The sequence below is a fragment of the Iodidimonas gelatinilytica genome, from assembly GCF_008579125.1.
Classification (GTDB): domain Bacteria; phylum Pseudomonadota; class Alphaproteobacteria; order Sphingomonadales; family Rhodothalassiaceae; genus Iodidimonas; species Iodidimonas muriae.
The window spans coordinates 118,476-141,701 of sequence record NZ_BKCL01000006.1 but is presented as its reverse complement, the minus strand read 5'-3'; the positions used below and the strand labels follow the sequence as shown (position 1 = coordinate 141,701).

Below are 23,226 nucleotides of genomic sequence, written 5' to 3'. Positions count from 1 at the left end.
GGTCAATTCTGGGAGGGTAAAAAATTGACCATATAGGGGAGGAGTGCCGTGAGGCAGACAATAACATTGCCACGTCTCTGGAACGTCGGAGAGAAAGCCGGAATATGTCAGGCGCTTCTGCTTTCCACGGCATTGGTGGCTTTAGTGGCGCCTATGGCGCATGCGCAGGAAGAGCCTTCGATAGAAACGATCGAGGTGACAGGCACGCGAAGCACTATCCGGAATTCTATCGAGGTGAAACGCGATTCCGCGGCGATCGTCGATGCGCTTTCGGCTGATGATATTGGTGATTTGCCGGCGCTTTCGATCGGTGAAGCCCTTGAAACCCTGACCGGCGCTTCGTCTCATCGTGAACAGGGCGGTGCAACGGAAATATCCATTCGCGGGCTTGGTCCGTTTCTTGGGTCAACGGTGATCAATGGCCGCGAAGCAACCAACGGATCAGGCGACCGTTCTGTGAATTTCAGTCAGTTCCCGTCAGAGCTTTTCAATAAGCTCGCGATTTACAAAACCCAGCAAGCAAACCTTATTGAAGGCGGCGTTTCGGGGCAGATTGCGTTGGAAACCCTGAAACCACTGGAATATGGCAAGCGCCGTATCCAGGGCGAAATCAAAGCCAATTACAACCCGGATAACAATAATATCAGCCCGCGAGAGAGAGATTTCGGCTATCGCGGCACTCTCAGCTATGTGGATCAGTTCGACCTTGGCTCCCTTGGTAAATTCGGGCTTTCCATTGGTGCGCAGCGCAATGTGACCACCAACCCAGAACAGGAAGCGCGGTCGACAAGCACGTTCCGCGATTGCCGCAACGACCCGTCGCGCGACGGCGACGGCGTGTTCCGCGATAACAATAATTGCGATTCCGGTGGCGGTAATCTTGATCTTGTTGCGGATGAAAATGGCGTTGTTCCTGATGAAAATGCGCCCTTCGTTATGGCTGCAAGTTCTCGTTCATTCCGCCAGAATATTACCGATGATGATCGTGATTCCGTCTTCGGGGCTTTTCAATGGCGGCCGACAGACCGTTGGGATATCAATTTTGATATTCAATATTCGGATCGCGTGTTTACCGAGGTCCGCAATGATCTTGTGTTCGCAGAAAACCGCCGGATTGATGAGCCCGGCTTTGTCCGTGACGGAAAGTTCGATGTTCCCTTGACTGTAGGGGAATTTGGATCGCTGCAAACCTTTACGAACAATCAGCGCATTGAAACCAATAGCACCTATCAAGAACGGCTTGAGGAATATGTCGGCGGCGGATTGGGGCTTTCTTATATGCTTACCGATCGTCTGATTGTTTCTCTTGATGCCTCTTATTCAAGAACGGAGCGGCGCGAAAACATTATCCAGACGCGCCTTCAATCGGAACCTGTGGATATTTTCGGCAATCCCGTTCCGGGTGCCGCAGACAATGGCCGTGTGGAAACAGCCACGCTGATCGGGCAAAATGGGTCGGATATTCATAATTTCTTCGTGCGAAATTTCGATGTAACGGACCATGATCTTTTCGCCGATGCGGCGCGCACGCGCGTTGATCTCAATCAATTTCGGAATAATGAGATCAAGGCCATCCGCGGAGACTTCGATTATGAAACCGGTTGGGGCCTGATCAATAATATCGAAGGCGGTATGCGCTATTCCAAGCTGGAATTTAATTCCGTCCCGCAGATCCGGGATGAATTCACCTTCGATGATAGTGCGATCGCTGCCGTTAGTCAGGCATGTCGCTTCGGCAGCTTCCCGGAAAGCGGGTTTCTTACATCGGTTTCCGGCGGGCAGCCTTTGATCACAAATTTCGATGATGATGCAATGTGATCGCCCAAGGGACGGGAAATGGATTTGCCGCATTCGATCCGCTTTGCCTTGCTGAACAGTTCCTTGGGAGCACGCCTCAAATTCCGGATCCGGCACAGGATATTGCGAATGTGGATGTGACGGAAAATACCATTGCAGGCTATATGCAGGCCAATTATGCGGGTGAATTGGGCGATTTGCCGGTGCGTGGCAATTTTGGCTTGCGTATCGTGCGTACCAAAGTTGAATCCACGGGCTTGCGGGGCGAACTTTTTATCGTTCCGGGTGCCGAGCCGGGTGAAATCGCCGATATTGATGTGGATACAAGCACGGTCACTGAAGTTGTGGGCGGTGGTACCTACACGAAATTCCTGCCGAGCTTGAACGCAGTGTTTGATCTTCGGGACGACTTGTTGGTTCGCGGTGCCGTATATCGGGCCTTATCGCGCCCCGATCCAGATTCTTTGGGATTTGGACGGTCCTTTTCCGGCATCACGGATGATTCCGAAGGTGAAACCGATATTTCAAATGTGGTTGCGCTGGCAACGGCAAATGGCAATCCGTTTACCGATCCTTTGATGTCGTGGAATTTTGATGCGGCCATTGAATGGTATCCAAATGACGACACGATTTTGGCCTTGGGGACTTATTACAAGCGCTTTGATGGCGGGTTCGATACGGTTGGCCAGATTGAAGAGTTTTTGATCGATGGTCAGGCGCTGCAAACGGTTGTGACCACCACGGAAACAACGGGGAACACCAGCGAAATTATCGGGATGGAGATAACCGCCGCGCATCGGTTTAGCTATTTGCCCGGTCCGCTGAGTGGTCTGGGTGCCAAAATCAGCTATAATTACGCGGATTCGAATTTCGAGTTTGAAGATGGGCAATTCGGGGAAGGCGTTGTCCTTGTTGATGGCGAAGAGCGCCGTCGTGCGGGGATTATTCCGCCGGCGGAAATTTTCGGATTTTCCAAGCATGTCCTTTCGGCGCAGCTTTACTACCAGATCGGGCGCTTGATATTCAGGGCATCTACAAATACCGCAGCGAATATTTCCAGCAATTTGTTTCGACGCCGGGAAATCTTCGTTTCATCGGTAATACTGGCGTGTTTGAAGTGCGCGTCACTTATGATCTGACGGATAATATCGAGTTGAAGTTCGAAGGGCTCAATCTCAACAACGAACCCCGCAAACAATTCAATCCGACCCGTGAAAACCTTGCCGAAGTGAATGTCTATGGACCACGTTTGTTCGCAGGCGTTCGGGTGAAATTCTGAAGCTTTTCCAGGCATAAAGGGCGCGGTCCTATGGGGCCGCGCCCTTTATGCCTTGCGGGTGGAGGTCGTTGCTGAATGATGGCTGGAAATTGGTATATGAAATTGATATAGATGTGTCTGGTTTGTTTTGTGTGGCGCTAATTCAGTGAGTTTTTATGGCTGAGAAACGGCTTTATCATTCTGTTGCAAGGCAGATTAAGACATTGGTGCAAGAAGGGGCCTTTCCTCCGGGGAGCAGGCTTCCTGGCGAGCGGGATTTGGCAGAGAAATTGGGCGTTAGCCGGGTAACCGTGCGTGAAGCGCAGATCGCCCTTGAAGCGGTTGGCCTGCTCGATATCCGTGTTGGGTCAGGCGTTTATGTTTTGCGTCAGGCAAATGAGTCCATGCAGGAAATGCCCGCTGTCACCGCGTTTGAGCTGACGGAGGCGCGGTCTGCCATCGAGTCTGAAGCGGCGGCCCTTGCGGCGGTATCGATTTCTGATGAAGAGCTTGATGCGCTTGATGATATTGTCGCAACGATGGCGGCGGAAACCGATGCCAATGAGCCTTTGGAAGCCGATGCGGACAGGCAGTTTCATCTGTCGATCGCCCGGGCGACCAAAAACAATGCGATTATCGAAACCGTTGAGCGCTTGTGGCGCATACGCACCGATAAGCCGGATATCAAGCAGGCTTATGACCAGATCTGTGGCATCAACCCCGATATGCGGTTGACGGAACATCGGGATATTGCGCAGGCACTTCGCGCGCATGATCCAGAACAGGCCCGCAGGGCCATGCGGACGCATTTCAAATGTATCATTGAAGCCATGCTGAGCGCGACCGAGGCGCAAGCAATCGAAGAAGCACGGCGGAAAACGCTGGAGAGCCGCGAACGCTTCCTGAACAAGACCACAGCGGTTTTTTGAGTTTTCTGGCTTCAGGGTATCTATACCAAAAAATATGACCGATTTTGATAATTGGACTATATTAAGCGTTGTCCAATTTCAATTTCTCCCATATGCTTCTGCGGGCGTTTCCGTGAAACTGCGCCGGATAATAAACAGGAGCACGCTATGGGCATGTCGATCTTCCTATCTAAATCTTTCACCAAAGCGTTTATCGGTGCACTTGGATATGCCATCGCTGTACTTCCGGTCAGCGCCGCCAATGCCGAAAATTATCGTGTAACGGATCAGGCCGCTTACAAAAAAGCGGTCAAGGCATTGCAGCCCGGCGACACCCTTATTTTGGCCAATGGTGAATGGCGGGATTTCGAAATGGTCTTCGAAGCCCGTGGGACAAAAGACCAGCCCATTACACTGAGGGCCGAAACGCCCGGCGATGTGATTATTACCGGGCGATCAAATCTGCGCATCGGTGGCGCGTATCTCATCGTTTATGGTCTTACCTTCAAGGACGGCTATAGCCCCGGCAAAGAGGTCGTGTCCTTTCGGAGGGATTCCAATACGCTTGCGCACCATACGCGGTTTACCGAAAATGCGATTATCGACTTCAATAAGCCGGATCGCACAAGCAATGACCAATGGGTTGCGCTATTTGGCAAAAATAATCGCGTCGACCATAATTATTTTGCCGGAAAAACCAATAAAGGCCCCACATTCGCTGTTCGTCTGAACACAGAGGAAAGCCGCGCCAACAATCACCGTATTGATCATAATTTCTTTGGGCATAGGCCGCCTTTGGGCGGAAATGGTGGCGAGACTATCCGGATTGGGGTGAGCGATTATTCCCGCACCCGTTCAGATACGCTTATCACAAGGAATTATTTTGAGCGGCGCAATGGTGAAGTCGAAATCATTTCGGTAAAATCCGAAGGCAATCGCATTTCTGAAAATGTTTTCTATGAATCCCGTGGCGCGGTGGTTCTGCGCCATGGTGGGCAGAATACCGTGTCCCGCAATGTGTTTTTTGGAAATGGCGTTTCCGATACGGGCGGCATCCGCATCATCAATGAAAATCAAACGGTTACAGGGAATTATTTTGAAAAGCTGCGCGGAACGAAATTCCTGAGCGCCTTGACGATTATGAATGGCGTGCCGAACTCCGCCATCAATCGCTATCATCAGGTCAAAAATGCGCTTGTGGCGAACAATAGCTTCCTTGATGTGGCTTCGGTGGGGTTTGCTGTCGGCGCAGATGAAGAGCGCAGCGCACCACCTTTGGACAGTGCGTTCAAGAATAATTTGCTTGTCACCGACAGCGATATGCCTGTTTCTGTTTTTGATGATATCAGCGGAATCAGTTTTAGCGAAAATATCTCCAACAATGCGGCATTCGCCCCCTATGGTGCTGTCATCCAGCCAGAGATTGATCTTGTTCGCGCCGAAAATGGCTTGCTTTATCCGCCACAGACCGGAAAATTTTCTTCAGTAGGAGCGCCGCGCGATCTGGTGCCGGTCAAGCGTTCTGAAACGGGCCCGTCATGGCTGGAAAAGCCCGCGCAAAAGATCAAAGACGCGCGCGTGATCGATGTGTCATCCGGCTTCGAATTAAGCCAGGCCGTTCTGCAATCCTTGCCGGGTGACAGCATTGTCTTGTCAGGGGCGACTTATGATCTGGAGGCGCCTTTGGTCATTGATCACGCGCTCACTCTGCGCGGGGCGTCTTCGGCGTCGGTGAAAGCACAGCTGAAAAGCCACGGGCCGTCTATTTTTATCTTGAAAGAGGGGGCCCGTCTCACCCTTGAAAATCTCGTTCTAGGGGCGACTGATAACAACAAGGCATTGCTTCATGCAAAAGCGAAAAACTATCGCGGCGCATATTCATTGGCGATGACGGACATTGTGGTGGCAGCCCCGGCAGGGGAGGCCTTGCCCATTCCGGTTCTTGATACCGATGCGGAAACCTTTGCGGAACAAATAACCCTGGATCATTTCGTGATCCGCGATTGGGGCGGTCCCGTTCTTTCCCTGAGCGGTGAAGGGCTGGCGGGGTGGTATCTTGCCGACGATGTGACAATCACCAATTCGGTGTTTGAAAATCTTGGCGGGCCGCTGGTGATATTTGGTCGTGAAGGGCGCGATGAAAGCACCTTTGGACCTCGATTTTCCCTTATCGGGTCAACTCTTACGGATGTGGGGCAGAAGGATTATGCGCTTTATCTCAATGCCATCGACGGTCTGATACTGCGCGACAATCACATTGTGCGATCCGGTGCGGTCTATATCCGGCGGCGTGTTCTTGGGATGCCGTTCTCCATTGCAGACACTGTTTTTCAACAGTCGCCAAAGCCGCAAGTTTTTGATGAAGCCGGAAAGGCGATGGATCTGGTGCAAAATGGGGCCGGAAAATGAAAAGGCTTCGCGCTTTATTGGTGGCCATATGTGCGGGAACAATGCTTTTCACTATGGTGGATGCAAAAGCTGCACGACCGTCCCTTATACTTACCGCTGAAGGGGTCGAGGCTATCCGGCAAAGCCGCCAGACCAGGCAAACATATTCCCTTTTTGAAGCGTCGCTTGAAGATGCAAAGACCCGTGTAGAGCGCAGCATCGCAGAAGGTGTTCTTGTTCCCACGCCTGTGGACCCGGGCGGTGGCTATACCCATGAACGCCATAAGGAAAACTATAAAGTTATTCATGATGCAGGCATTTTGTTCCAGCTTTTAGGGGACAAGCGGTATCTGCGCCATGCGACGGATCTGCTTTTGGCCTATGCGGAAATTTATGAAGATCTGCCACTGCATCCTGCGCAGAAGCGGCAGTCTCCGGGGAAGCTGTTTTGGCAAAATCTCAATGAATCCGTCTGGCTCGTCCATGTGGTTCAGGGATTTGATGCCATTGCCGATGCGCTGTCCGACAAAGACCGTGCGACCATCGAAGACCATTTGCTGCGGCCGGTTGCGGATTTCCTTTCGCTGCAAAATCCGGAAACCTTTCAAAAGATCCATAATCACGGAACATGGGCTGCTGCCGGCGTTGGCATGACAGGATATGCCTTGCACGATCCATCACTGGTGGAGCGCGCTTTGCTCGGGTTGACGGGCGATGGAACCAGTGGGTTTCTGGCGCAACTGGATCAGCTTTTTTCGCCCGACGGGTATTATACCGAAGGGCCTTATTATCAGCGATATGCCTTGATGCCGTTCGTTCTGTTCGCGCAGGCGATCGATCATAACGAACCGGATCGGAAGATTTTTGAACATCGCGATGGCGTTCTTCTAAAGGCGATCGATGCCACTATCCAGCAAAGCTATGCGGGCAAGTTTTTCCCGATCAATGATGCGATCAAAGAAAAGGGCCTTGATACGCAGGAACTTGTTTATGCGGTGGCGGCGGCCTTTACCCGAACCGGGCGCAATGATCTTTTGTCTATTGCGGACTATCAGGGAAAAACCGTGCTGACCGGCGATGGCTTGGCTGTTGCGCGGGCTGTAAGCGAAGGAGCAGGGCAATCCTTTGCCTTTCGCACCATGATGCTCCGTGATGGACCGGATGGCGATCAGGGTTCGCTGGCGATTTTGCGCATGGGCGACGGGCCTATGGCGCAGACGATTGTTGCGAAAAATACGTCCCAAGGCATGGGACATGGCCATTTTGATAAGCTCTCTTATATTCTTTACGACAATGGCCGGGAAATCCTCACGGATTATGGCGCGGCGCGGTTTCTCAATGTTCCGTCAAAAGATGGCGGCCGCTATCTTCTTGAAAACCAAAGCTGGGCGAAGCAGACAATCGCCCATAACACGCTTGTGGTGAATGAATCCTCGCAATTTGGTGGCGATTGGAAGCGCGCGCAAAAGTATTGGCCCACTGTCCGATATTTCGAGGCCGGGGAAAGGCTGAATGTTGTTTCTGCATCGCTTGAAAATGCGTATCCGGACACGGTGATCGAGCGAACGGTGGTGCAGCTTGACCATCTGGCCTTTGCGGCCCCTCTTTTGATTGATGTGATGAGCGCTTCATCGCAGGAAAAGACCACATTCGATCTCCCGTTTTATTTTGACGGGCAGATTGTGGATTTTTCGGGGGCGTTGCAGGCCAATACGGAGTCCCGCAAACCCTTGGGGCAGGCGCATGGTTATCAGCATCTATGGGTGGAAGCGACGGGGCAGCCCACCGATGGTCCGCTCCGCTTTTCATGGTTGAACGCCCGGCGATTTTACACATTGCATGCGGTGGCGCCTGAAAAGACAAAACCGGTTTTTGTGCGCACAGGTGCCAATGATCCGGATTTCAATCTACGGGATCAGCAGGGGCTTATTCTTCGCAGCAACGGGCGCAAGGCTGTGCGGTTCTTGTCGGTAATCGAGCCCCATGGGATCTATAATCCGGCGGCGGAATTTACAGCAGGCAGCGATAGCCAGATTGCCCGCATCGACCATGTGTTTGAAGCCGGTGCCGATCTCATAAAAATCGAAATGAAAACCGGTGAGATCATTCGTCTGGCGATCTCGAACGATCCGGATTCTGAAAAGACACACCGCATTCTATCGGCAGGCCATGAATGGGCTTGGCGCGGATTTGTTACGGTTTTGGAGGAGGAATGAATGGCGTCCCCCGATGTTACACAAAAACGCAAAGCGAAGCCTGCCCATGAGAGTCCGGCCTTCATAATGGGAGATAATGCCCTTGTTGAGCAGTTGGAACCGGGAATCCGCCGGCAGCTTTTGGGGTTCAATGACCAGACCATGGCGGCGCGTGTCTGGTTCGAGAAAGATGTGGTGGGCAGCATGCATGCCCATCCCCATACCCAGCTCACCTATATCGAGAGCGGGGCCTTTGAGGTGACCATTGGTGACATCACCAAGCGTCTGAGCGCGGGCGACAGCTTCTATGTGGCACCGGGCGTCAATCATGGCTCGGTATGCCGCGAAGCCGGTGCGCTCGTCGATATGTTCGCGCCCATCCGCGAAGATTTTTTACAAGGGGGGGATACACCATGATGAAGAACCGCTTGAGATGGTGCATTGTCAGCCTTGTGGCGCTGGCCACCATCATCAATTACATTGATCGCAATGCGTTGGGGATCATGTGGCCCGAAGTCTCGAAAGATCTGGGGCTGACCACCACTGACTATGCCATCATCCTGAATGTATTCACCTTTTCCTATGCCTTTGGGCAAAGCCTTTTTGGCAAGATATTCGACTGGATTGGCACACGTTTGGGATTTGTGTTGTCCATCGTCGTCTGGTCGGTCTCCATCATGCTACATTCGGTCGTCCATTCTTTGGTGTCATTGAGCATCGTGCGGGCCACATTAGGGCTTTCGGAAGCAGGCAACTGGCCTGGTGCCACCAAGGCAAATGCGGAATGGTTCCCCATCAAGGAGCGCGCTCTGGCACAAGGGATCTTTAATTCCGGCGCGGCGGTGGGCGCTATTATTTCGGCCCCTATCATTGCCTATCTCTTTGCCTTTTTCGGTTGGCGGGCGACATTTCTGATTGTCGGAGGGGTCGGCTTTTTGTGGCTGGTTCCGTGGTTGATCCTTTATAAATCCGGGCCCGAAACGCATCCTTGGCTCGCCGAAGAAGAGCGCACTTATATTCTAACGGGCCAGCGTCCTGCAAAAGATGTGTCCGCCCCCACATATGCGCCCGCCACGGCAGAGCTTTTGTCGCGGCGGCAAAGCTGGGGCGTTATTCTGGCATCGTTTTTCATAGATCCGATCTGGTGGCTGTTTGTTGGCTGGTTGCCGATTTATCTGTTTCAAACATATGGCTTTGGCGTCAAAGAGATCGGCCTTTATGCGTGGGTGCCCTATGTGGGCGGCATGTTTGGAGCTTTCTTTGGTGGATGGCTTGCGAGCAATCGTCTCGCCGCCAATTGGTCGGTCAATAAAACCCGAAAATTCATCATCACCTTGGGCGGCGCAATCATGCTGCCTGCATTGTTGCTGACAATGGTTGCCGCCACGCCTTTGCTCGCGGTGTTGCTGATGGCGGTTATCCTGTTCGGGTTCCAGACCGCAATTGGCAATATCCAGACATTGCCCAGCGACCTCTATGGCGGAAAATCCGTTGGGTCTTTGGCCGGATTTGCTGGAACCGGCGCGAAACTTGGTGTTGTCGCGCTCAATTTTCTTATCCCGGTCATTACCGTCAATAGCTATGCGCCAGCCTTCATTGTTGGCGCCGCCCTTGCGGTTTTAAGCGTCCTGAGCATTTGGGTGCTCGTGGGGAAAGTAGAGCCCTTGACGCCGCAATCATCTTGATAACCGATCCCCTCCGTTTTCTTAGATAAGGAACTGATATGAAAAAGCTTGATGGAAAAACTGCAATCGTCACAGGTGGCGGCAGAGATATCGGCAAGGCTATTTCTCTTAAACTTGCGAAACTTGGCGCCAATATTGTGGTCAATTATTATGGTGATCAGGATGCGGCTGAAAAAACGGTCGCAGAGATTACCAAGGCGGGCGGAAAAGCCATATTGTTCCGCGGCGACATGACAAAGCAAGACGATGTGCTGCGCATGATCGCGCTGGCAAAAGAAACATATGGCCCTGCTATTGATTTGCTTGTGAATGTGGCCGGCGGGATCGTGGCGCGCAAAACGCTGGAGGAAATGGATGAGGATTTCTTCAGCGCTGTTGTCCGGCTGAACCTGAATTCTGCATTTTTGACCTGTAAACATGCAACGCCGCTGATGAGCGCCGGGGCATCGATCGTGAATCTTGCGTCCCAGGCTGGCCGCGATGGTGGCGGCCCCGGAGCCTCTGCCTATGCCACGGGAAAAGGCGCGCTCATGACCTTTACGCGGGCCATGGCCAAGGAGCTGGGTCCAAAGGGCATCCGTGTGAATGCGGTCTGTCCCGGTATGATTGCCACCACCTTCCATGATACCTTTTCGAAGGATGAGGTCCGCAAAAATGTTGCCGCGGCAACGCCTTTGAAACGGGAAGGACAGGCGGAAGAAGTCGCCGATCTGGTGGTCTATCTTGGGTCTGACGAGGCATCCTTCATCAATGGCGCCTGTATCGACATCAATGGCGGTTTGCTTTTCTCCTGACCCATAGGCATTCGAGCCGCTTCTTATAGATGTGATGCATATGATCAAAAAGTTTGAACAGCCCACTGTCTATGCCATTGGCGAGTGCATGATTGAATTTTCACGCACCAAGGACGGCAGTTTTCAACGGTCATTTGCAGGCGATGTCTATAACACCGCCGTCTATTTGAAGCGCCTTGCGCCCGCAGGGGTGACTGTCGCATTTGTGAGCGCTGTCGGTGAGGATAAAATCTCCGGAGAAATGCTGACGTTTTGGCAAGGCGAAGGCATTTCGGTCGACCATGTGGCCCGCCTTCCGGGAAAATCGCCCGGGCTTTATGTGGTTGATACCGATGAGCAAGGAGAACGCAATTTCTCTTATTGGCGCAGCCGGTCGGCGGCACGCAAGTTGATGGATGCGGTGGGGGGGATTGCCATCGAAGATTTGTCGGAAAAAGATATTGTCTATTTTTCCGGCATTACCTTGCAATTCTCAGCCCGCCGGATCGAGAGGCGCTGTTCGCATTTCTTCAAAATGCGAAAGAAAAGGGCGCCCTCATCGCATTCGACCCTAATTACAGACCGGCCTTATGGGAAAGCCGCGATTGTGCTGCCGCCAATACAATGGCCGCTTATGGCCTGTCTGATATGGTTCTGACCGGTGAAGAAGAAGAGGCAAATCTTTTTGGATGGCGGTCCCAAGACACAGAAATATCCGAACTGGAACGGATAGGCGTGGCCGAAACGATTGTGAAAGCTGGTGAGCGCGGCATTTTTGGTAAGGTGCGTGGCGGGCAATTCCATGTGCCCTTTGAACCGGCAGATCGTGTTGTTGATACAACGGCTGCCGGGGATTCTTTCGCCGGTGCCTATTTGGCTTATCGGTTAAAAGGCCAAGAACCAGAACAGGCCGTGGAAAGTGCTGCACGCATTGCACGTATCGTTGTGTCATCGCCCGGCGCAATCATTGAACGGGAGCGTTTTTTTGCCCAATTACGCTCCGATAATGTTTTGGCTCCAGAGCATTCCAACGTCACCTGATAAGCGCTCCCGTGCGGGATGTCTTTCATGCGGATGGAGGGGTTTTGCGCTGGCGGTCTTTCAGCCATGCAAGGCTTTCTTGATAGTCAAACACCAAGGACACAAGATCAACCGCGACAAGCACCCAAAGATAGGCATCATATAGCCCCGTTGCTGGCGGTCTGGCGAACAGGATCAGATAAACCAGGATCGTCCATGGCAGGATATGCGGCAAGGCCATGGCGTTCGTAAAGCCGCGTTCATAAAGCATGATCGGCAGGTTCGACAGCATGGCGATATTGGCAAGGATTGCAATCCATAGTCCCATGGGCTCGTTCAGGAACAACAGGCTGGCCATATTGACGGGGACTAAAATCAGGGCGACCCAGAATTGCACCCAGAGCGGTTGGGATCGGTAAGAAATCCAGATATCACGTAACACAGTGGTTTCTTGGTGGGACGTTCTGGTCATGCGCTATCTCTCTATGGTCGTGGTGCCGTAAGGGGTCCGTGATCGCATACAGCCGGTTTGCTGGCCTTTGAACCAATGATTATGTGGGCGATCCTGCGCGTGAGAAAGATATGGTTGCAATTTTTGTTTGCAAACCTTGATCAGGGTGGCGGTGATCCCACTTTCTGAAATGGCGCATCTTGTTGTTTTTACCGCATTTGTGCGCTTTTCTGGTCGGGAAGGCAAAAATGGAACGGGAGCCAAGGTCTTTCTTTCCTTTAGGCTATTTCCTAATTTCAATAATCCCTAATGCTGTTGCAGCGCTGTTCAGGAGCCCATGAGTATGACACAGACCGATAAAACGAACCGCCAATTGGTTCTGGCCGCACGGCCAAAGGGCGAACCCACAAAAGACACGCTGCGCCTTGTTACGGGGGATATCCCCTCTGCAGGAAAGGGCGAGATGCTGTTGCGCACCGAATATCTCTCGCTTGATCCTTATATGCGGGGCCGGATGAGTGATGCGCCCTCATATGCTGCGCCGGTAGAGATCGGGGATGTGATGATCGGTGGCACGGTGGCGCAAGTGGTCACCTCAAATCTGGACGGTTTCGCGCCGGGTGATTGGGTGCTGAGTTTTAATGGCTGGCAGGATTATGCCCTATCCAATGGCGAAGGCGTGGCCAATCTGGGGCGGGCGCCGCGCATCCGTCTTGGGCGCTGGGGATTTTGGGGATGCCTGGCTTTACGGCATGGGCGGGGCTGAAACAGATCGGTGCGCCCAAGGCTGGCGAAACCATTGCTGTGGCCGCAGCAACCGGGCCTGTCGGGGCCACTGTTGGTCAGATCGGCAAGATTTTGGGATGCCGTGTGGTTGGCATTGCCGGTGGGCCGAAAAAATGCGCCTATGCGGTGAATGAACTGGGCTTTGATGCCTGTGTCGATCATAAAGCGCCGGACTTTGCGGACCAATTGGCCAAGGCGAGCCCGGACGGTATCGATGTCTATTTTGAAAATGTCGGTGGTAAGGTTCTGGATGCGGTGCTCCCGCTTTTGAATGTGAATGCGCGGGTGCCGGTTTGCGGGCTGGTGTCGCAATATAATGCCACCAAATTACCCGATGGGCCGGATCGGATGAATTGGCTGTTGGGCCAGATTTTGCGCAAGAAGATCCTGATGCAGGGCTTCATCATCTTTGACAATTTTGGCCATCTCTATCCCCAATTTGCCAAGGAAATGGGCGGCTGGGTGGAAAACGGCAAGATCAAATACCGCGAAGAGATCATTGATGGTCTGGAAAATGCTCCCGAAGCCTTTATTGGCCTTCTGCGGGGTGAAAATTTCGGCAAGCGCGTTATCCGCGTTGGGCAAAAGAAATAAGCACAGCTCTGAACGGCCCTGATGGTGCTCAGACCCTGCCATCAGGGCTGCGATCTTGATGAAAAGACCGGTTAAAATTCCGCTAGATTTGCTGTGAAGTCTCTATGCCGCGCCTTTGGCCAGAGCACGTGTTTTTCAAGATAGATTGCTACCCTAATCTTTTTATCTGGTTGTTCCGGTAAAAGCGTTGTTTTTTATAGGAAGAGAATTTGAAAATAAAATTGGCCGGCACTTTGTAAAAGCAGGCCTATAACGAGGGGGAATGCCATGGATGCCATTATTAGCATCGTGGGGATCGTAGGGCTTATACTGTTTTTTGGAGTTCTTATCGGCTTTTTTGATCGAAAGAATTTTTCTCCAGTTTGGCTTCTTAGCGCTGTTCTTTTTGTCGTGCTTAACGATTTTTTCCTTACAAGAGGCTACGGAATTTTGCCCCGTCTCTTGCCCTTGAGCGAGTGGAACTGGCAAGGGAAAGTCCTTGCGCTGATAGTCACGCTGCTGCTGGTGGCTCTCCCATATATCGGGCGGCGACAGATCGGTCTTGTTTTGCGGCAGAAAAAAGGCAGTTTGGGAGCGGCGATTCCCGTTACAGTTGCTTATATTGCATTTTTTGTAGCACTGGCATTTGTTTTTCCAAGTGAAAATGCATCAGTTGAAACGATCGCCTTTCAACTGACAATGCCGGGGCTTGAAGAAGAGATTTTTTATCGAGGGCTTCTGCTTTTTGCGTTTGATCGCGCATTCACAGGACGCACTCGGTTTCTTGGTGTTGATTGGGGGTGGGGAGCATTTTTCTCATCGGCCGTATTTGGTCTTGCACATGCCTTTGGATATTCCGACGGAGCGTTTTCTTTCGAGCCGATGATCATGGCGCTTACGGCGGTGCCATCTTTGCTTGCCGTGTGGTTGCGTCTGCGTACGGGAAGTCTTGTACTGCCGATCTTGCTTCATAATGCGGGAAATTCAATCTCTTACTTTGTGTGAGACTTGTCTGCGATATGCAGATGAGTACAAAAAAAGCGGCCCGACATCCTTGTGTTAACCTGTTTTCAGGTTTTTAGGATGTCGAGCCATTTACCCGCAAATAGATGATGTGGCGGGAATAACCTTAGCGGCGGTGTTTAATAGCTGTAGCTCAACTCAAAACCAAAGCGCCGCCGTGCGCCGGGATTGAGAAAGGGGCCGCCGAATTCTGGCGCACCGATCACTTCTTCCACATAATCGGTCTTGGTTACATTGTCGGCAAAGAAGAGGGCCGACCAGTTTTCCGATTGAAACCCGGCGCGGAGGTTCAATGTTGCGTATGTATCGCGCCGTGTTTTGGAAAAATCACTAAGCCCGAACAAGGAAGGTTGCTGATTTTTCTGAACCGTATGGAACCATGTGGGGCCGATGATTTGAGTGTCGGCACGAACGAACAGTTCAACCCAATCGGCCAATGGCTGGGTCCACTGACCACCTAAATTGACATTGAAGCTGGGCGTTGCCGGGGATTTATTCCCTACCGTATCAGGGCGTCCACTGTTCACCTTGATTTCGCTGTCGATGATGCTGCCATTGACCCAGGTTTTAAAGCGATCAGAGATCGCCCACGAAACCGAACTTTCAAGCCCGTAAATATCCACATCATCGATATTGGAAACCACCCGCAGCAATCCGAATGTTCCAACAAAGAATTCGAAGAACTGCATATCGTCTACATCGGTGTAGAATGCGGCTGTTTCATAATGCACAGCGCCATCGAAGACTGTGCCTTTTAGCCCCACTTCAAAGGCTGAGGAAGTTTCTTTTTCAAAATCATCCTCAACATTAACGGTGCTGCCAAAAGCTGCATTGATCTGGGTATCGACGGTGGCTTTCGAGCCTTGATTGTTGAAGCCGCCGCTTTTGAACCCAACGCCCCAATTGGCAAAGGCCGTAAGCCCAGGCGTTAGATGATAGGTGGCAGAAATTTTGGGTTGGAACTGATTGAAATTGCGATTGCGCTCGTCGATCTTGCCCTCTGGATTAATCAGCGGGTTCAGCCCAGGATTAAGAGGTGCTCCACCGGTAAAAGGTGCGCCATCGAAATCAATGAACTGTGTCAAGGCATCGGTGGGAACCAGATTGTTCACCGTGCGCTCTTCGCGATCATAGCGGCCAGCAAATGACAAGATGAATTTATCTGTCACGTCATAGCCAAGTTCGCCAAAGACAGCATAAACATTGGTGTTGAAGCGATCATGCAAAAGCTGCTCTGTGGGATTAGGCTGGCCTTGTGGCACAAACAATTCCCGCGTTACCCCATACCCGTATCAATGCCAAGGTTGACCCCCACCGTGCGCTTGAGATCAAGGAAATAACCGCCAATACCCCATGTCAGGCGTTCACCCATGGTGCTGCCGCTCAAACGTGCCTCGATACTGAAATCCGACTGATTGCGTTCTTGATATTGTGTGCCGTCGCAAGTGGTGGGGGTGAAGGGGCCAAGCAAAGAGGTGGGAAAACCCGGGGTCGGTCCTAAAAATTGAGGGCCGGGTAGGGTAACGCCTTGATCGAATAGATCTTGCGCCGAATTCTGACAAGTCTGTTCGTCAGTAAAAAACCCGAAGGCTCCTGATGTCCCATCGGCACTGAACGAGTTATCAATATCAGAATAGAGCGACCAGATAGTGAGGTCTCCAAAATCAAAGGCGTAGTCGATCTTGGATGAAATTTCCAGAGCATCTTGTTTATTTAAAGGGTCGATATTGGCTTGAAAAACGAAGTCATGATCATTCACGTCTTCGAAAAATAGGGGCTGGTTGAATGCATCGGCCAATGCCGGAATTTCAAAGGACGCATTGAATGTGATGGCCCCAGCGGTAACTTCACCATACCGTACCTTCGTATCGATGCTCAACCTGTCGGTGGGTTCGGCGACCAGCCGGGCATTGATATTCCAGTTTTCAAAATCATCGACGATAGGACGGTTGTCTTGAAAGCTGTTGCGGTAAAAGCCATCAGTCTCCCGATAATCGGCACTTACCCGCAAGAAAAGTTTATCTTCGACAATCGGGCCTTCCACGGATCCGTTTAAAAAGAGCGTGTCGTCTTCTGCATAACTGGCTTTACCAGAAGCATGAAACTCGTTGCCCGGTTTGCGTGTTGTTACCACAATGGCTCCGGCGGCGGCGTTGCGCCCGTAAATGGCCCCTTGTGGCCCCTTCAGGATTTCGATTTGTTGAAGAGCTGTAAATTCGCGATTAAAGGCTGCCGGGTTGGTGTAGAGGATGCCGTCCATCACAAAGGCAAAGCTGGATTCCGCATCTCTGGTTCCGTTGATGCCGCGAATATTAACCTGTGTATCGCCAGCCTCGGCAGCATTTACAAGACTGACACCGGCGGTCAGGCTGATGAAATCTTCTACGCGTTCCACCCCGGCATCATTGATGGTGGCACTGTCGATCACCGAAACGGTGGCAGGTACATCTTGAATGGATTCAGCGAACCGGCGTGCTGTAACCACGATTTCTTCTAGAGTTATAATGCCATCGGTTTCCGGTTGCATTTCCTGGGCCAAAACAGGCCCGCCGGCAAGGAGGGCGAGACATCCTACAGAATTCAAAAGCCGTCGTGTTGTGGTTGGATTAGCCATTATTGTTCTCCCTATTTATTAAATTTCTTTTGTGATGAACGCTTATTGCTGCGATCCAAACAGTGATTTTCTTGCATCATCGTCTGGATTCCCGATTTTCATCACGTCCCCCAAAACAGCCATGCCACGCTGTACAGCGGGGCGGGACTCGACTGTTCTTGCCCAGCGTTTTAAGTTCGGATAGTCGTCGATATTCATATGATGAAGGTCGCGGATAACCGGTGCTATCCACGGATAAGTGGCCATATCTGCGATGGAATATTCGTCGCAGATAAATTCTCGAGATTTCAGCTGACCTTCCAAAACGCCATAGAGCCGCTTTGTTTCAGTGTGATAGCGGACCTTGGCATAAGGCACATCTTCAGGGGCATATCCCAGAAAATGCCCGCATTGCCCCAGCATTGGCCCCATGCTGGCCACCTGGAAATAAAGCCATGTTTTCACATTCCACCGTGCATGCGCTTTGGTGGGCAAAAAACGACCAGATTTTTCTGCAAGATATTCAAGAATCGCACCAGATTCAAACAACGTAATTGGCTGTTTTTCGGGGCCTGAGCGGTCCACAAGCGTGGGGATTTTGTGATTGGGATTGAGTGCGAGGAACGTTTCCTTGAACTGCTCGCTTTTTAAGATATTGACTGGGTGGACTTCATAGGCGAAGCTCATTTCCTCAAGCGCGATAGATGCTTTATGACCATTGGGTGTCGGCCAGTAATAAAGTTCGATCATAGGGACGGCCTCCCCTGAGAAGATAGAACTTCATTGATCGATTTTTTGAAAAACTCGGGGCTCTCGTCAGCTTCGAAATCCTTGTTCCAAAACCATTTTACAGAATCTCGTTGCGTTGCCTCATCGAACCATGCACTTAATGCCGGGCGGTCTTTACGCCAATTATAACCGGGATTGACTGGATCGGCGTCGCCATAGAATTTGTTGCGAAAATCGGTGTAGGAGATCATTTGCAACATGCTCACATGTCCGATGTCAAAGCGATCCCAGCCTTTTTTTGCATCATTCTCCAGATGATCAAGGCCACGTTCGATCTTGGGCCAGATCCATTGGAATATTTTTAGGTGCTGCTCTTTTTCCGGGTACCAGCCTTCCATCACCATCTGGACCGTTTGTTCGAACATTATGTCGGCAAGGGCGAGGCGAGTGATCGCCTCCATGCGGGTTTTGCCGTTATTAAGGGTGATAGAGGGGAATAAGGGGGCGCCAGACACACGCTGGCTATCGAGATATTCACATATGGCCTGACTACCAAAGATAACCTGCCCATCGGCGAGCGCGAGTGTTGGCACTTTATCCAGTGGATTGATGGGAGCCAGAGAATATTGACCGCTTACATCTTCACCATCGCGATTTCGGAAGGGAAACGTAGGGACAAGGCTGATCTTATCTTGAAGGCCCGCTTCATGCGATACCACCAATGCCTTGTGGATGAAAGAATGGAAAGGGGAATAGAACAGTTTCAAATCAGCCTCCTTGCGGTCGGATATTTGTCATTTTTTATAAAAACTATATCATATCAATACGTTATCTCCGCTCATATAGACATAGACCTCTTGGAAACGGTCGCCGCGAACGCGCCAAAAATTTGTGTTATGCAGCAAATTGGTGCGGCCATCCTTGGTTATCAGTTCGGCGGTGAAACTGGCGCAGATCCGGCCATTGGCGGGATCTGCGGTACATTCGAAGTCACGATGAATGATCCGCTCGAAACTGCTGAAGAAATCAGCAAACATGCGCTTGATAGCTGTCTTGCCGGCATGGGTTGTAAAGGAGGTTTGGACTGTCAGTATGGCTTCGTCATGAAAACAGACCAATGTGCCGTCCATGTCTTTTTTATCGACGCTGCCGAAATACCGTTTCACGGCAAGATTTATCAGCTCGTCTCCTGAAAGGTCACTTTGATATTGCATGATTATATTCCTAAACTAGAAGGTTTTCACCGCTCATATAAACAAAGACGCGCGTAAATTTGCCGTCTTTCAAATAAAAAAGATTGCAATTTTCATAGCGATGTTCTTTTGATCCAGCTGGCTTTATTTCTACACTGAATTGAGAGCATACGGATTGTCGGATAATATCAACTGTATGCACAAAATTTCCGTGCCAGATACGATCATTATTTGATAAAAGATCTTGGAACATACGGCGAATGCTTGATCGCGACCGTCATGTCGGGTGTTTGATGTCATTTCATGGATGAAAGCATCTTCGTGAAAACAATCGAGGACTAAATCCAGGTTCTTGTTATCCACGCCGTGGAAATAACGCTTTGTCACAATATCCACATAATACTCGTAAGGAGCGGTTCCATCTCGCTCTTTAGGATACTTGCTTCCTAGCCATGCAACATCGAAAACCATGTCAGGATCTCCTTGCCAAAATCTCAGAGTCTTTCGGACATTCAGGTGTGGGGAAGGCTCGCTTCGAGTGGGATAGCCCGCATTCAAGCATCAGTTCGCACATTTTGTAGGCGGTTAGTCCGGGATTGATTACCGGCACCGGTAGGCGTTCTGCCAGATAACCGTGGCTTTGATGCATGGTGGTGGACCCAAGAACGATCACATGGGCGCCATCCTTTTCGACGGCCGCGAGACTTTCGCGTTCCAGCTTTTCAAACACCACATCTTCCTTGCCTTCGAGCAATTCAGAGAGGTCCGGGCGTGTTTTAATGGATCGCATGGAGCCAGACGGCCCCAAAGTCCATATTCAGTAAGGATTTTCCGATAGAGCGGGAACCATTCATCCCACATGGTGATGATCGAAAATTTGTGCCCCAGCATGGACGCCATATGAAGGGCGGTTTGCCCCGGACCGACAACGGGGATCGAAAGACGCGAGCGCAGGGCATAAAGACCGCTATCGGATACAGTGTCGACACAAACGGCATCATATCCTTCTTCTTCCGCCTTTAGTCCGGCCTCGAAAACGGACATATCCATCAGCAGCATATCGTAATAGCTGTCGCCGAGTGCTGCGCCGTACGAGACTGCCTCGAAGTCCACCTCGTAACTTGGCGCGATCTGGCTGCTAGGGAGTTGTGCGGCACGATTTTCAACACCGCTCTCGTCCATTGGGATGGGTACGATTATCTTGATACGCGGCATCGTTTCTGCCTCCTCCCAGCTTCCTACCTTTACGGTGAAATTATAGTTCGCTAGAGTTTCTGAGAGGATGCTATTGTATACAGAATGGCGCGTCAAGCACAACTATGTGAACGACGCTGTATCCAACTTGATGAGGTGAGCGAGATATGTCGAAAGCGTCGGAAAAAGCATATCGAGAATTGCGAGAGCGGCTTTTGCGAGGGGAGTTCACCCCCGGTGATCGCTTGGTTGAAGATGAATTGGCGACCCTTTGTGGGGTGAGCCGTACGCCTATCCGTGAGGCGCTGCAAAAATTAGCTAACGATATGTTTGTGCAGCAAATTCCAAATCGCGGCACCTATGTTATGGAGATATCGGAAACAGATCAGGAAGACCTGTTCGAACTGCGTGCCGTATTGGAGGGAGTCGCGGCTGCGCGTGCGGCAAAAAATGCTGATGAAGAGACTTTAGCGCTTCTTGATAAGCAGGTTGCACGCATTGATGAAGCCTTGTCTGATAGCGATGGGTATCAGTTGGATACTTTTTTGGATGCCAATCGCCGTATACACAGCTTGATTATTGATATGGCAGGCAGTGCGCGCTTACGGGTCTTTTTGCAAAATCTAACAGAACAGCCGGTGCTGATCGGTACATTGCAGCGCTATTCTATGGCCAATCTCAAACGTTCCAATGAACATCACCGGGAAATTGTTGAGGCCTTGCGCGCGGGAGATTCCTCATGGGCACAATCGGTGATGGTGTCCCATATTCATGCGGCCCTTCATAGCTTTAACCGCGAGAAATAAGGCTTTCCATGAGGCTTAGAGCTTCATCAAGAGGGACGATATCGGCATATTTCTGCCCCAGATCGAATAGATTGGCTTGTTGCACCTGAGCATTCCGGTCGCCGCACGCTTCCGGCACAACCAAGGGGATGAAGCCACTTTGCATGGCGTCAAGGGCTGTGGCCCGTACGCAGCCTGATGTGGTGAATCCGCAGATAAAGCAGCTGTCCACTCTCATTGCGCCCAGAGTGGATGCGAGCGATGTGCCGAAAAAGGCGCTGGCATATTGCTTTGTCACCACCAGTTCATTGCCGATGGGGGCCGGGTGATCGGGAAATTCTCCCATAGGGTTCCCGCTTCCAACACCTTAAGAGACGCCACTTTTCGGAAAAACAGGCCGCCATCTGCGCCGCCGGGTGTATAGCGCACATTGGTGAATATCACGGGAATATTGGCCTTTCGCGCGGCATTTACCAAATTCCCGGCGGCTTTGGCAGCGGGTTCTACATTGGCATAAAGCGGTGAGGCAGGGTCCAGATATGCTTTGACAATATCGACCACCAAAAGGGCTGGGCGATGCCCCATTCCAAGCCGGTTCCCAAAGCCGGCGCTGGCATAATCCTGTTCATGATTTGGTTGCCGGGTCGCGGCCATCAGATCACTCCATCTGCAGACAGGCGGGCGAGCTCTTCGCGGGTTTTTCCGAGCAGTTTGCCATAAACTTCTTCATTGTGCTCGCCCAGTTGCGGGCCGGGCCAGGCAATATGCCCGGGCGTCTCGGACAGGCGCGGGGTAACATTCTGCATCCACAGATTTTCGAACTGCTCGTGGGGGACTTTAACCAGCGCTTCACGGGCCTTGTAATGCGGATCTTCCAGCATATCCGGTGCTTTGAATATCTTGCCCGCAGGAACGCCATATTCTTCCATTAAATCAAGAAGTTCTTTGGATGTGAATGTGCATGTCCATTGGGAGATCAGGTCATCCAGTTCTTCTTGATTGGACCTCGGGCGCTATGGGTCGCATAGCGTGGATCCTGAGCCAGTTCGGGGCGCTTCATGGCCTGGGCAAAGCGTTTGAATACGGTGTCCTGATTGGCGCCAATCAGCACCTCTCCATCCTTTACAGGATAGGCGTTGGAGGGGGCGACTCCGGGCAAAACCGAGCCTGTGCGTTCCCGTAAAAAGCCTTCAACGGTATATTCCGGCACGGTGGATTCCATCATAGCCAGAACCGATTCATAAATTGCACTATCTACCATTTGCCCTTTGCCAGTGCGTTCCCTGTGATGTAGGGCCATCAACGCCCCCATGCAGGCAAAGTTTGCGGCCAGAGAATCGCCAATGGAAATGCCGATACGGCTGGGAGGCCGGTCCGGGTGGCCCGCCAGATTGCGCAGCCCTCCCATGGCTTCACCGATCGAGCCGTATCCGGCGCGTTTGGCATATGGTCCTGTTTGCCCAAATCCGGAAACCCTGATCATGATCAGGCGAGGATTGATGGCGCTCAGGGTTTCATAGCCAAGGCCCCAGCGTTCCATCGTTCCGGGACGAAAATTTTCTAAAAGAAAATCCGTCTTGGAAACCATTTCCTTTAGTAATTCCTGGCCTTTTTCGGTGCGCAGATTGAGTGTGACAGACTTCTTGTTGCGCGCAACAATGGGCCACCACAGGCCACTTTTCTGCCCCCATTGGCGCATGGGGTCTCCCCCTTCAGGCTGCTCTACCTTTATGACTTCGGCACCATGGTCGCCCATGATCTGGGCGCAAAAAGGTCCGGCGAGCAATTGGCCCATTTCGATAAGACGTAAGCCTTTTAGTGCGCCTTGGGGCTCAGTTTTCACTGCATCCATCCTCTCTCTCCTGACCTGCAATG

The 23,226-nt window shown here is 51.5% G+C and carries 23 protein-coding genes and 2 pseudogenes; 14 read left to right on the top strand and 11 right to left on the bottom strand.

Annotated features, from left to right (window positions below; genetic code table 11):
• Window positions 1-48: 48 nt before the first annotated feature.
• From JCM17844_RS09835 to JCM17844_RS16030, 11 genes are all read left to right on the top strand, one after another.
• The gene (locus JCM17844_RS09835) at window positions 49-1,818 is read left to right on the top strand and encodes a TonB-dependent receptor plug domain-containing protein (RefSeq protein WP_150000787.1); all 1,770 of its coding nucleotides are present in this window, start codon (window positions 49-51) and stop codon (window positions 1,816-1,818) included.
• Window positions 1,815-2,936, top strand: a complete 1,122-nt coding sequence (locus JCM17844_RS09830; RefSeq protein WP_150000786.1) for a TonB-dependent receptor domain-containing protein — start codon at window positions 1,815-1,817, stop codon at window positions 2,934-2,936. The genes JCM17844_RS09835 and JCM17844_RS09830 overlap by 4 nt, the downstream gene beginning before the upstream one ends.
• A complete protein-coding gene (locus tag JCM17844_RS15045; protein WP_210431757.1) occupies window positions 2,915-3,076 on the top strand; it encodes a hypothetical protein in 162 nt (53 codons plus the stop codon). Before JCM17844_RS09830 ends, JCM17844_RS15045 begins: the two co-directional genes overlap by 22 nt.
• 155 nt (window positions 3,077-3,231) lie before the next feature.
• A complete protein-coding gene (locus JCM17844_RS09825; protein WP_150000785.1) occupies window positions 3,232-3,984 on the top strand; it encodes a FadR/GntR family transcriptional regulator in 753 nt (250 codons plus the stop codon).
• A 153-nt stretch (window positions 3,985-4,137) separates the two neighbouring features.
• A complete protein-coding gene (locus JCM17844_RS09820) occupies window positions 4,138-6,372 on the top strand; it encodes a polysaccharide lyase 6 family protein (protein WP_210431756.1) in 2,235 nt (744 codons plus the stop codon).
• Window positions 6,369-8,567, top strand: coding sequence for an alginate lyase family protein (locus JCM17844_RS09815; RefSeq protein WP_150000783.1), 2,199 nt, complete (start codon window positions 6,369-6,371; stop codon window positions 8,565-8,567). The genes JCM17844_RS09820 and JCM17844_RS09815 overlap by 4 nt, the downstream gene beginning before the upstream one ends.
• On the top strand, window positions 8,568-8,963 hold the full coding sequence (locus JCM17844_RS09810) for a cupin domain-containing protein (protein ID WP_210431755.1): 396 nt from the start codon (window positions 8,568-8,570) through the stop codon (window positions 8,961-8,963).
• Window positions 8,960-10,231 (top strand): MFS transporter, encoded by a 1,272-nt coding sequence (locus JCM17844_RS09805; RefSeq protein WP_150000782.1) that lies wholly within the window; start codon window positions 8,960-8,962, stop codon window positions 10,229-10,231. Before JCM17844_RS09810 ends, JCM17844_RS09805 begins: the two co-directional genes overlap by 4 nt.
• A gap of 38 nt (window positions 10,232-10,269) precedes the next feature.
• Window positions 10,270-11,025, top strand: a complete 756-nt coding sequence (locus tag JCM17844_RS09800; RefSeq protein ID WP_150000781.1) for an SDR family NAD(P)-dependent oxidoreductase — start codon at window positions 10,270-10,272, stop codon at window positions 11,023-11,025.
• A gap of 40 nt (window positions 11,026-11,065) precedes the next feature.
• A complete protein-coding gene (locus JCM17844_RS16035; protein WP_210431754.1) occupies window positions 11,066-11,662 on the top strand; it encodes a PfkB family carbohydrate kinase in 597 nt (198 codons plus the stop codon).
• Window positions 11,563-12,045, top strand: a complete 483-nt coding sequence (locus JCM17844_RS16030) for a PfkB family carbohydrate kinase (protein ID WP_371864756.1) — start codon at window positions 11,563-11,565, stop codon at window positions 12,043-12,045. The genes JCM17844_RS16035 and JCM17844_RS16030 overlap by 100 nt, the downstream gene beginning before the upstream one ends.
• A 25-nt stretch (window positions 12,046-12,070) precedes the next feature.
• On the opposite strand, the gene JCM17844_RS09785 is transcribed toward JCM17844_RS16030, so the two are convergent.
• Window positions 12,071-12,496 (bottom strand): hypothetical protein, encoded by a 426-nt coding sequence (locus tag JCM17844_RS09785; protein ID WP_210431753.1) that lies wholly within the window; start codon window positions 12,494-12,496, stop codon window positions 12,071-12,073.
• Between the two features lie 322 nt (window positions 12,497-12,818).
• On the opposite strand from JCM17844_RS09785, the pseudogene curA reads away from it, so the two are divergent.
• A pseudogene (gene curA / locus JCM17844_RS17295) lies at window positions 12,819-13,855 on the top strand (NADPH-dependent curcumin/dihydrocurcumin reductase).
• A 267-nt stretch (window positions 13,856-14,122) separates the two neighbouring features.
• On the top strand, window positions 14,123-14,839 hold the full coding sequence (locus JCM17844_RS09775) for a CPBP family intramembrane glutamic endopeptidase, BDIM_20840 family (protein WP_150000778.1): 717 nt from the start codon (window positions 14,123-14,125) through the stop codon (window positions 14,837-14,839).
• A 137-nt stretch (window positions 14,840-14,976) separates the two neighbouring features.
• On the opposite strand, the gene JCM17844_RS09770 is transcribed toward JCM17844_RS09775, so the two are convergent.
• The 7 genes from JCM17844_RS09770 to JCM17844_RS09740 form a co-directional block, all read right to left on the bottom strand.
• Complete coding sequence (locus JCM17844_RS09770) at window positions 14,977-16,119, bottom strand: TonB-dependent receptor (RefSeq protein WP_210431752.1); 1,143 nt, start codon at window positions 16,117-16,119, stop codon at window positions 14,977-14,979.
• 14 nt (window positions 16,120-16,133) lie between these two features.
• Complete coding sequence (locus JCM17844_RS09765) at window positions 16,134-17,471, bottom strand: TonB-dependent receptor plug domain-containing protein (protein WP_150000776.1); 1,338 nt, start codon at window positions 17,469-17,471, stop codon at window positions 16,134-16,136.
• A gap of 42 nt (window positions 17,472-17,513) precedes the next feature.
• Window positions 17,514-18,200, bottom strand: a complete 687-nt coding sequence (locus tag JCM17844_RS09760) for a glutathione S-transferase N-terminal domain-containing protein (protein ID WP_150000775.1) — start codon at window positions 18,198-18,200, stop codon at window positions 17,514-17,516.
• Window positions 18,197-18,946 (bottom strand): glutathione S-transferase family protein, encoded by a 750-nt coding sequence (locus JCM17844_RS09755; protein WP_150000774.1) that lies wholly within the window; start codon window positions 18,944-18,946, stop codon window positions 18,197-18,199. Before JCM17844_RS09755 ends, JCM17844_RS09760 begins: the two co-directional genes overlap by 4 nt.
• 48 nt (window positions 18,947-18,994) lie before the next feature.
• Window positions 18,995-19,393, bottom strand: coding sequence for a nuclear transport factor 2 family protein (locus JCM17844_RS09750; RefSeq protein ID WP_150000773.1), 399 nt, complete (start codon window positions 19,391-19,393; stop codon window positions 18,995-18,997).
• 129 nt (window positions 19,394-19,522) lie between these two features.
• Window positions 19,523-19,843, bottom strand: coding sequence for a nuclear transport factor 2 family protein (locus JCM17844_RS09745; protein WP_210431751.1), 321 nt, complete (start codon window positions 19,841-19,843; stop codon window positions 19,523-19,525).
• 198 nt (window positions 19,844-20,041) lie between these two features.
• A complete protein-coding gene (locus tag JCM17844_RS09740; protein ID WP_210431750.1) occupies window positions 20,042-20,587 on the bottom strand; it encodes an aspartate/glutamate racemase family protein in 546 nt (181 codons plus the stop codon).
• A gap of 146 nt (window positions 20,588-20,733) precedes the next feature.
• On the opposite strand from JCM17844_RS09740, the gene JCM17844_RS09735 reads away from it, so the two are divergent.
• A complete protein-coding gene (locus tag JCM17844_RS09735; RefSeq protein WP_150000772.1) occupies window positions 20,734-21,372 on the top strand; it encodes a GntR family transcriptional regulator in 639 nt (212 codons plus the stop codon).
• Here JCM17844_RS09735 and JCM17844_RS16650 read toward each other — a convergent pair.
• The 3 genes and pseudogenes from JCM17844_RS16650 to JCM17844_RS09725 form a co-directional block, all read right to left on the bottom strand.
• Window positions 21,356-21,649, bottom strand: a complete 294-nt coding sequence (locus JCM17844_RS16650; RefSeq protein WP_210431749.1) for an isochorismatase family protein — start codon at window positions 21,647-21,649, stop codon at window positions 21,356-21,358. The two genes, JCM17844_RS09735 and JCM17844_RS16650, sit on opposite strands and share 17 nt — an antisense overlap.
• Window positions 21,646-22,005 carry an isochorismatase family protein gene (locus JCM17844_RS16645; RefSeq protein ID WP_210431748.1) on the bottom strand — a complete coding sequence of 120 codons (360 nt, stop codon included), beginning with the start codon at window positions 22,003-22,005 and terminating at the stop codon, window positions 21,646-21,648. The genes JCM17844_RS16650 and JCM17844_RS16645 overlap by 4 nt, the downstream gene beginning before the upstream one ends.
• Window positions 22,005-23,203 (bottom strand): annotated as a pseudogene (locus JCM17844_RS09725) (CaiB/BaiF CoA transferase family protein). Before JCM17844_RS09725 ends, JCM17844_RS16645 begins: the two are co-directional and overlap by 1 nt.
• Between the last annotated feature and the right edge of the window lie 23 nt (window positions 23,204-23,226).

Bases quoted from the DNA above. Each gene is read 5' to 3' on its own strand.
- JCM17844_RS09825 (WP_150000785.1), top strand. From the start codon at position 3,232: ATGGCTGAGAAACGGCTTTATCATTCTGTTGCAAGGCAGATTAAGACA.
- JCM17844_RS09820 (WP_210431756.1), top strand. From the start codon at position 4,138: ATGTCGATCTTCCTATCTAAATCTTTCACCAAAGCGTTTATCGGTGCA.
- JCM17844_RS09815 (WP_150000783.1), top strand. From the start codon at position 6,369: ATGAAAAGGCTTCGCGCTTTATTGGTGGCCATATGTGCGGGAACAATG.
- JCM17844_RS09810 (WP_210431755.1), top strand. From the start codon at position 8,568: ATGGCGTCCCCCGATGTTACACAAAAACGCAAAGCGAAGCCTGCCCAT.
- JCM17844_RS09805 (WP_150000782.1), top strand. From the start codon at position 8,960: ATGATGAAGAACCGCTTGAGATGGTGCATTGTCAGCCTTGTGGCGCTG.
- JCM17844_RS09800 (WP_150000781.1), top strand. From the start codon at position 10,270: ATGAAAAAGCTTGATGGAAAAACTGCAATCGTCACAGGTGGCGGCAGA.
- JCM17844_RS16035 (WP_210431754.1), top strand. From the start codon at position 11,066: ATGATCAAAAAGTTTGAACAGCCCACTGTCTATGCCATTGGCGAGTGC.
- JCM17844_RS09785 (WP_210431753.1), bottom strand. From the start codon at position 12,496: ATGACCAGAACGTCCCACCAAGAAACCACTGTGTTACGTGATATCTGG.
- JCM17844_RS09775 (WP_150000778.1), top strand. From the start codon at position 14,123: ATGGATGCCATTATTAGCATCGTGGGGATCGTAGGGCTTATACTGTTT.
- JCM17844_RS09765 (WP_150000776.1), bottom strand. From the start codon at position 17,471: ATGGCTAATCCAACCACAACACGACGGCTTTTGAATTCTGTAGGATGT.
- JCM17844_RS09760 (WP_150000775.1), bottom strand. From the start codon at position 18,200: ATGATCGAACTTTATTACTGGCCGACACCCAATGGTCATAAAGCATCT.
- JCM17844_RS09750 (WP_150000773.1), bottom strand. From the start codon at position 19,393: ATGCAATATCAAAGTGACCTTTCAGGAGACGAGCTGATAAATCTTGCC.
- JCM17844_RS09745 (WP_210431751.1), bottom strand. From the start codon at position 19,843: ATGGTTTTCGATGTTGCATGGCTAGGAAGCAAGTATCCTAAAGAGCGA.
- JCM17844_RS09740 (WP_210431750.1), bottom strand. From the start codon at position 20,587: ATGCCGCGTATCAAGATAATCGTACCCATCCCAATGGACGAGAGCGGT.
- JCM17844_RS09735 (WP_150000772.1), top strand. From the start codon at position 20,734: ATGTCGAAAGCGTCGGAAAAAGCATATCGAGAATTGCGAGAGCGGCTT.
- JCM17844_RS16645 (WP_210431748.1), bottom strand. From the start codon at position 22,005: ATGGCCGCGACCCGGCAACCAAATCATGAACAGGATTATGCCAGCGCC.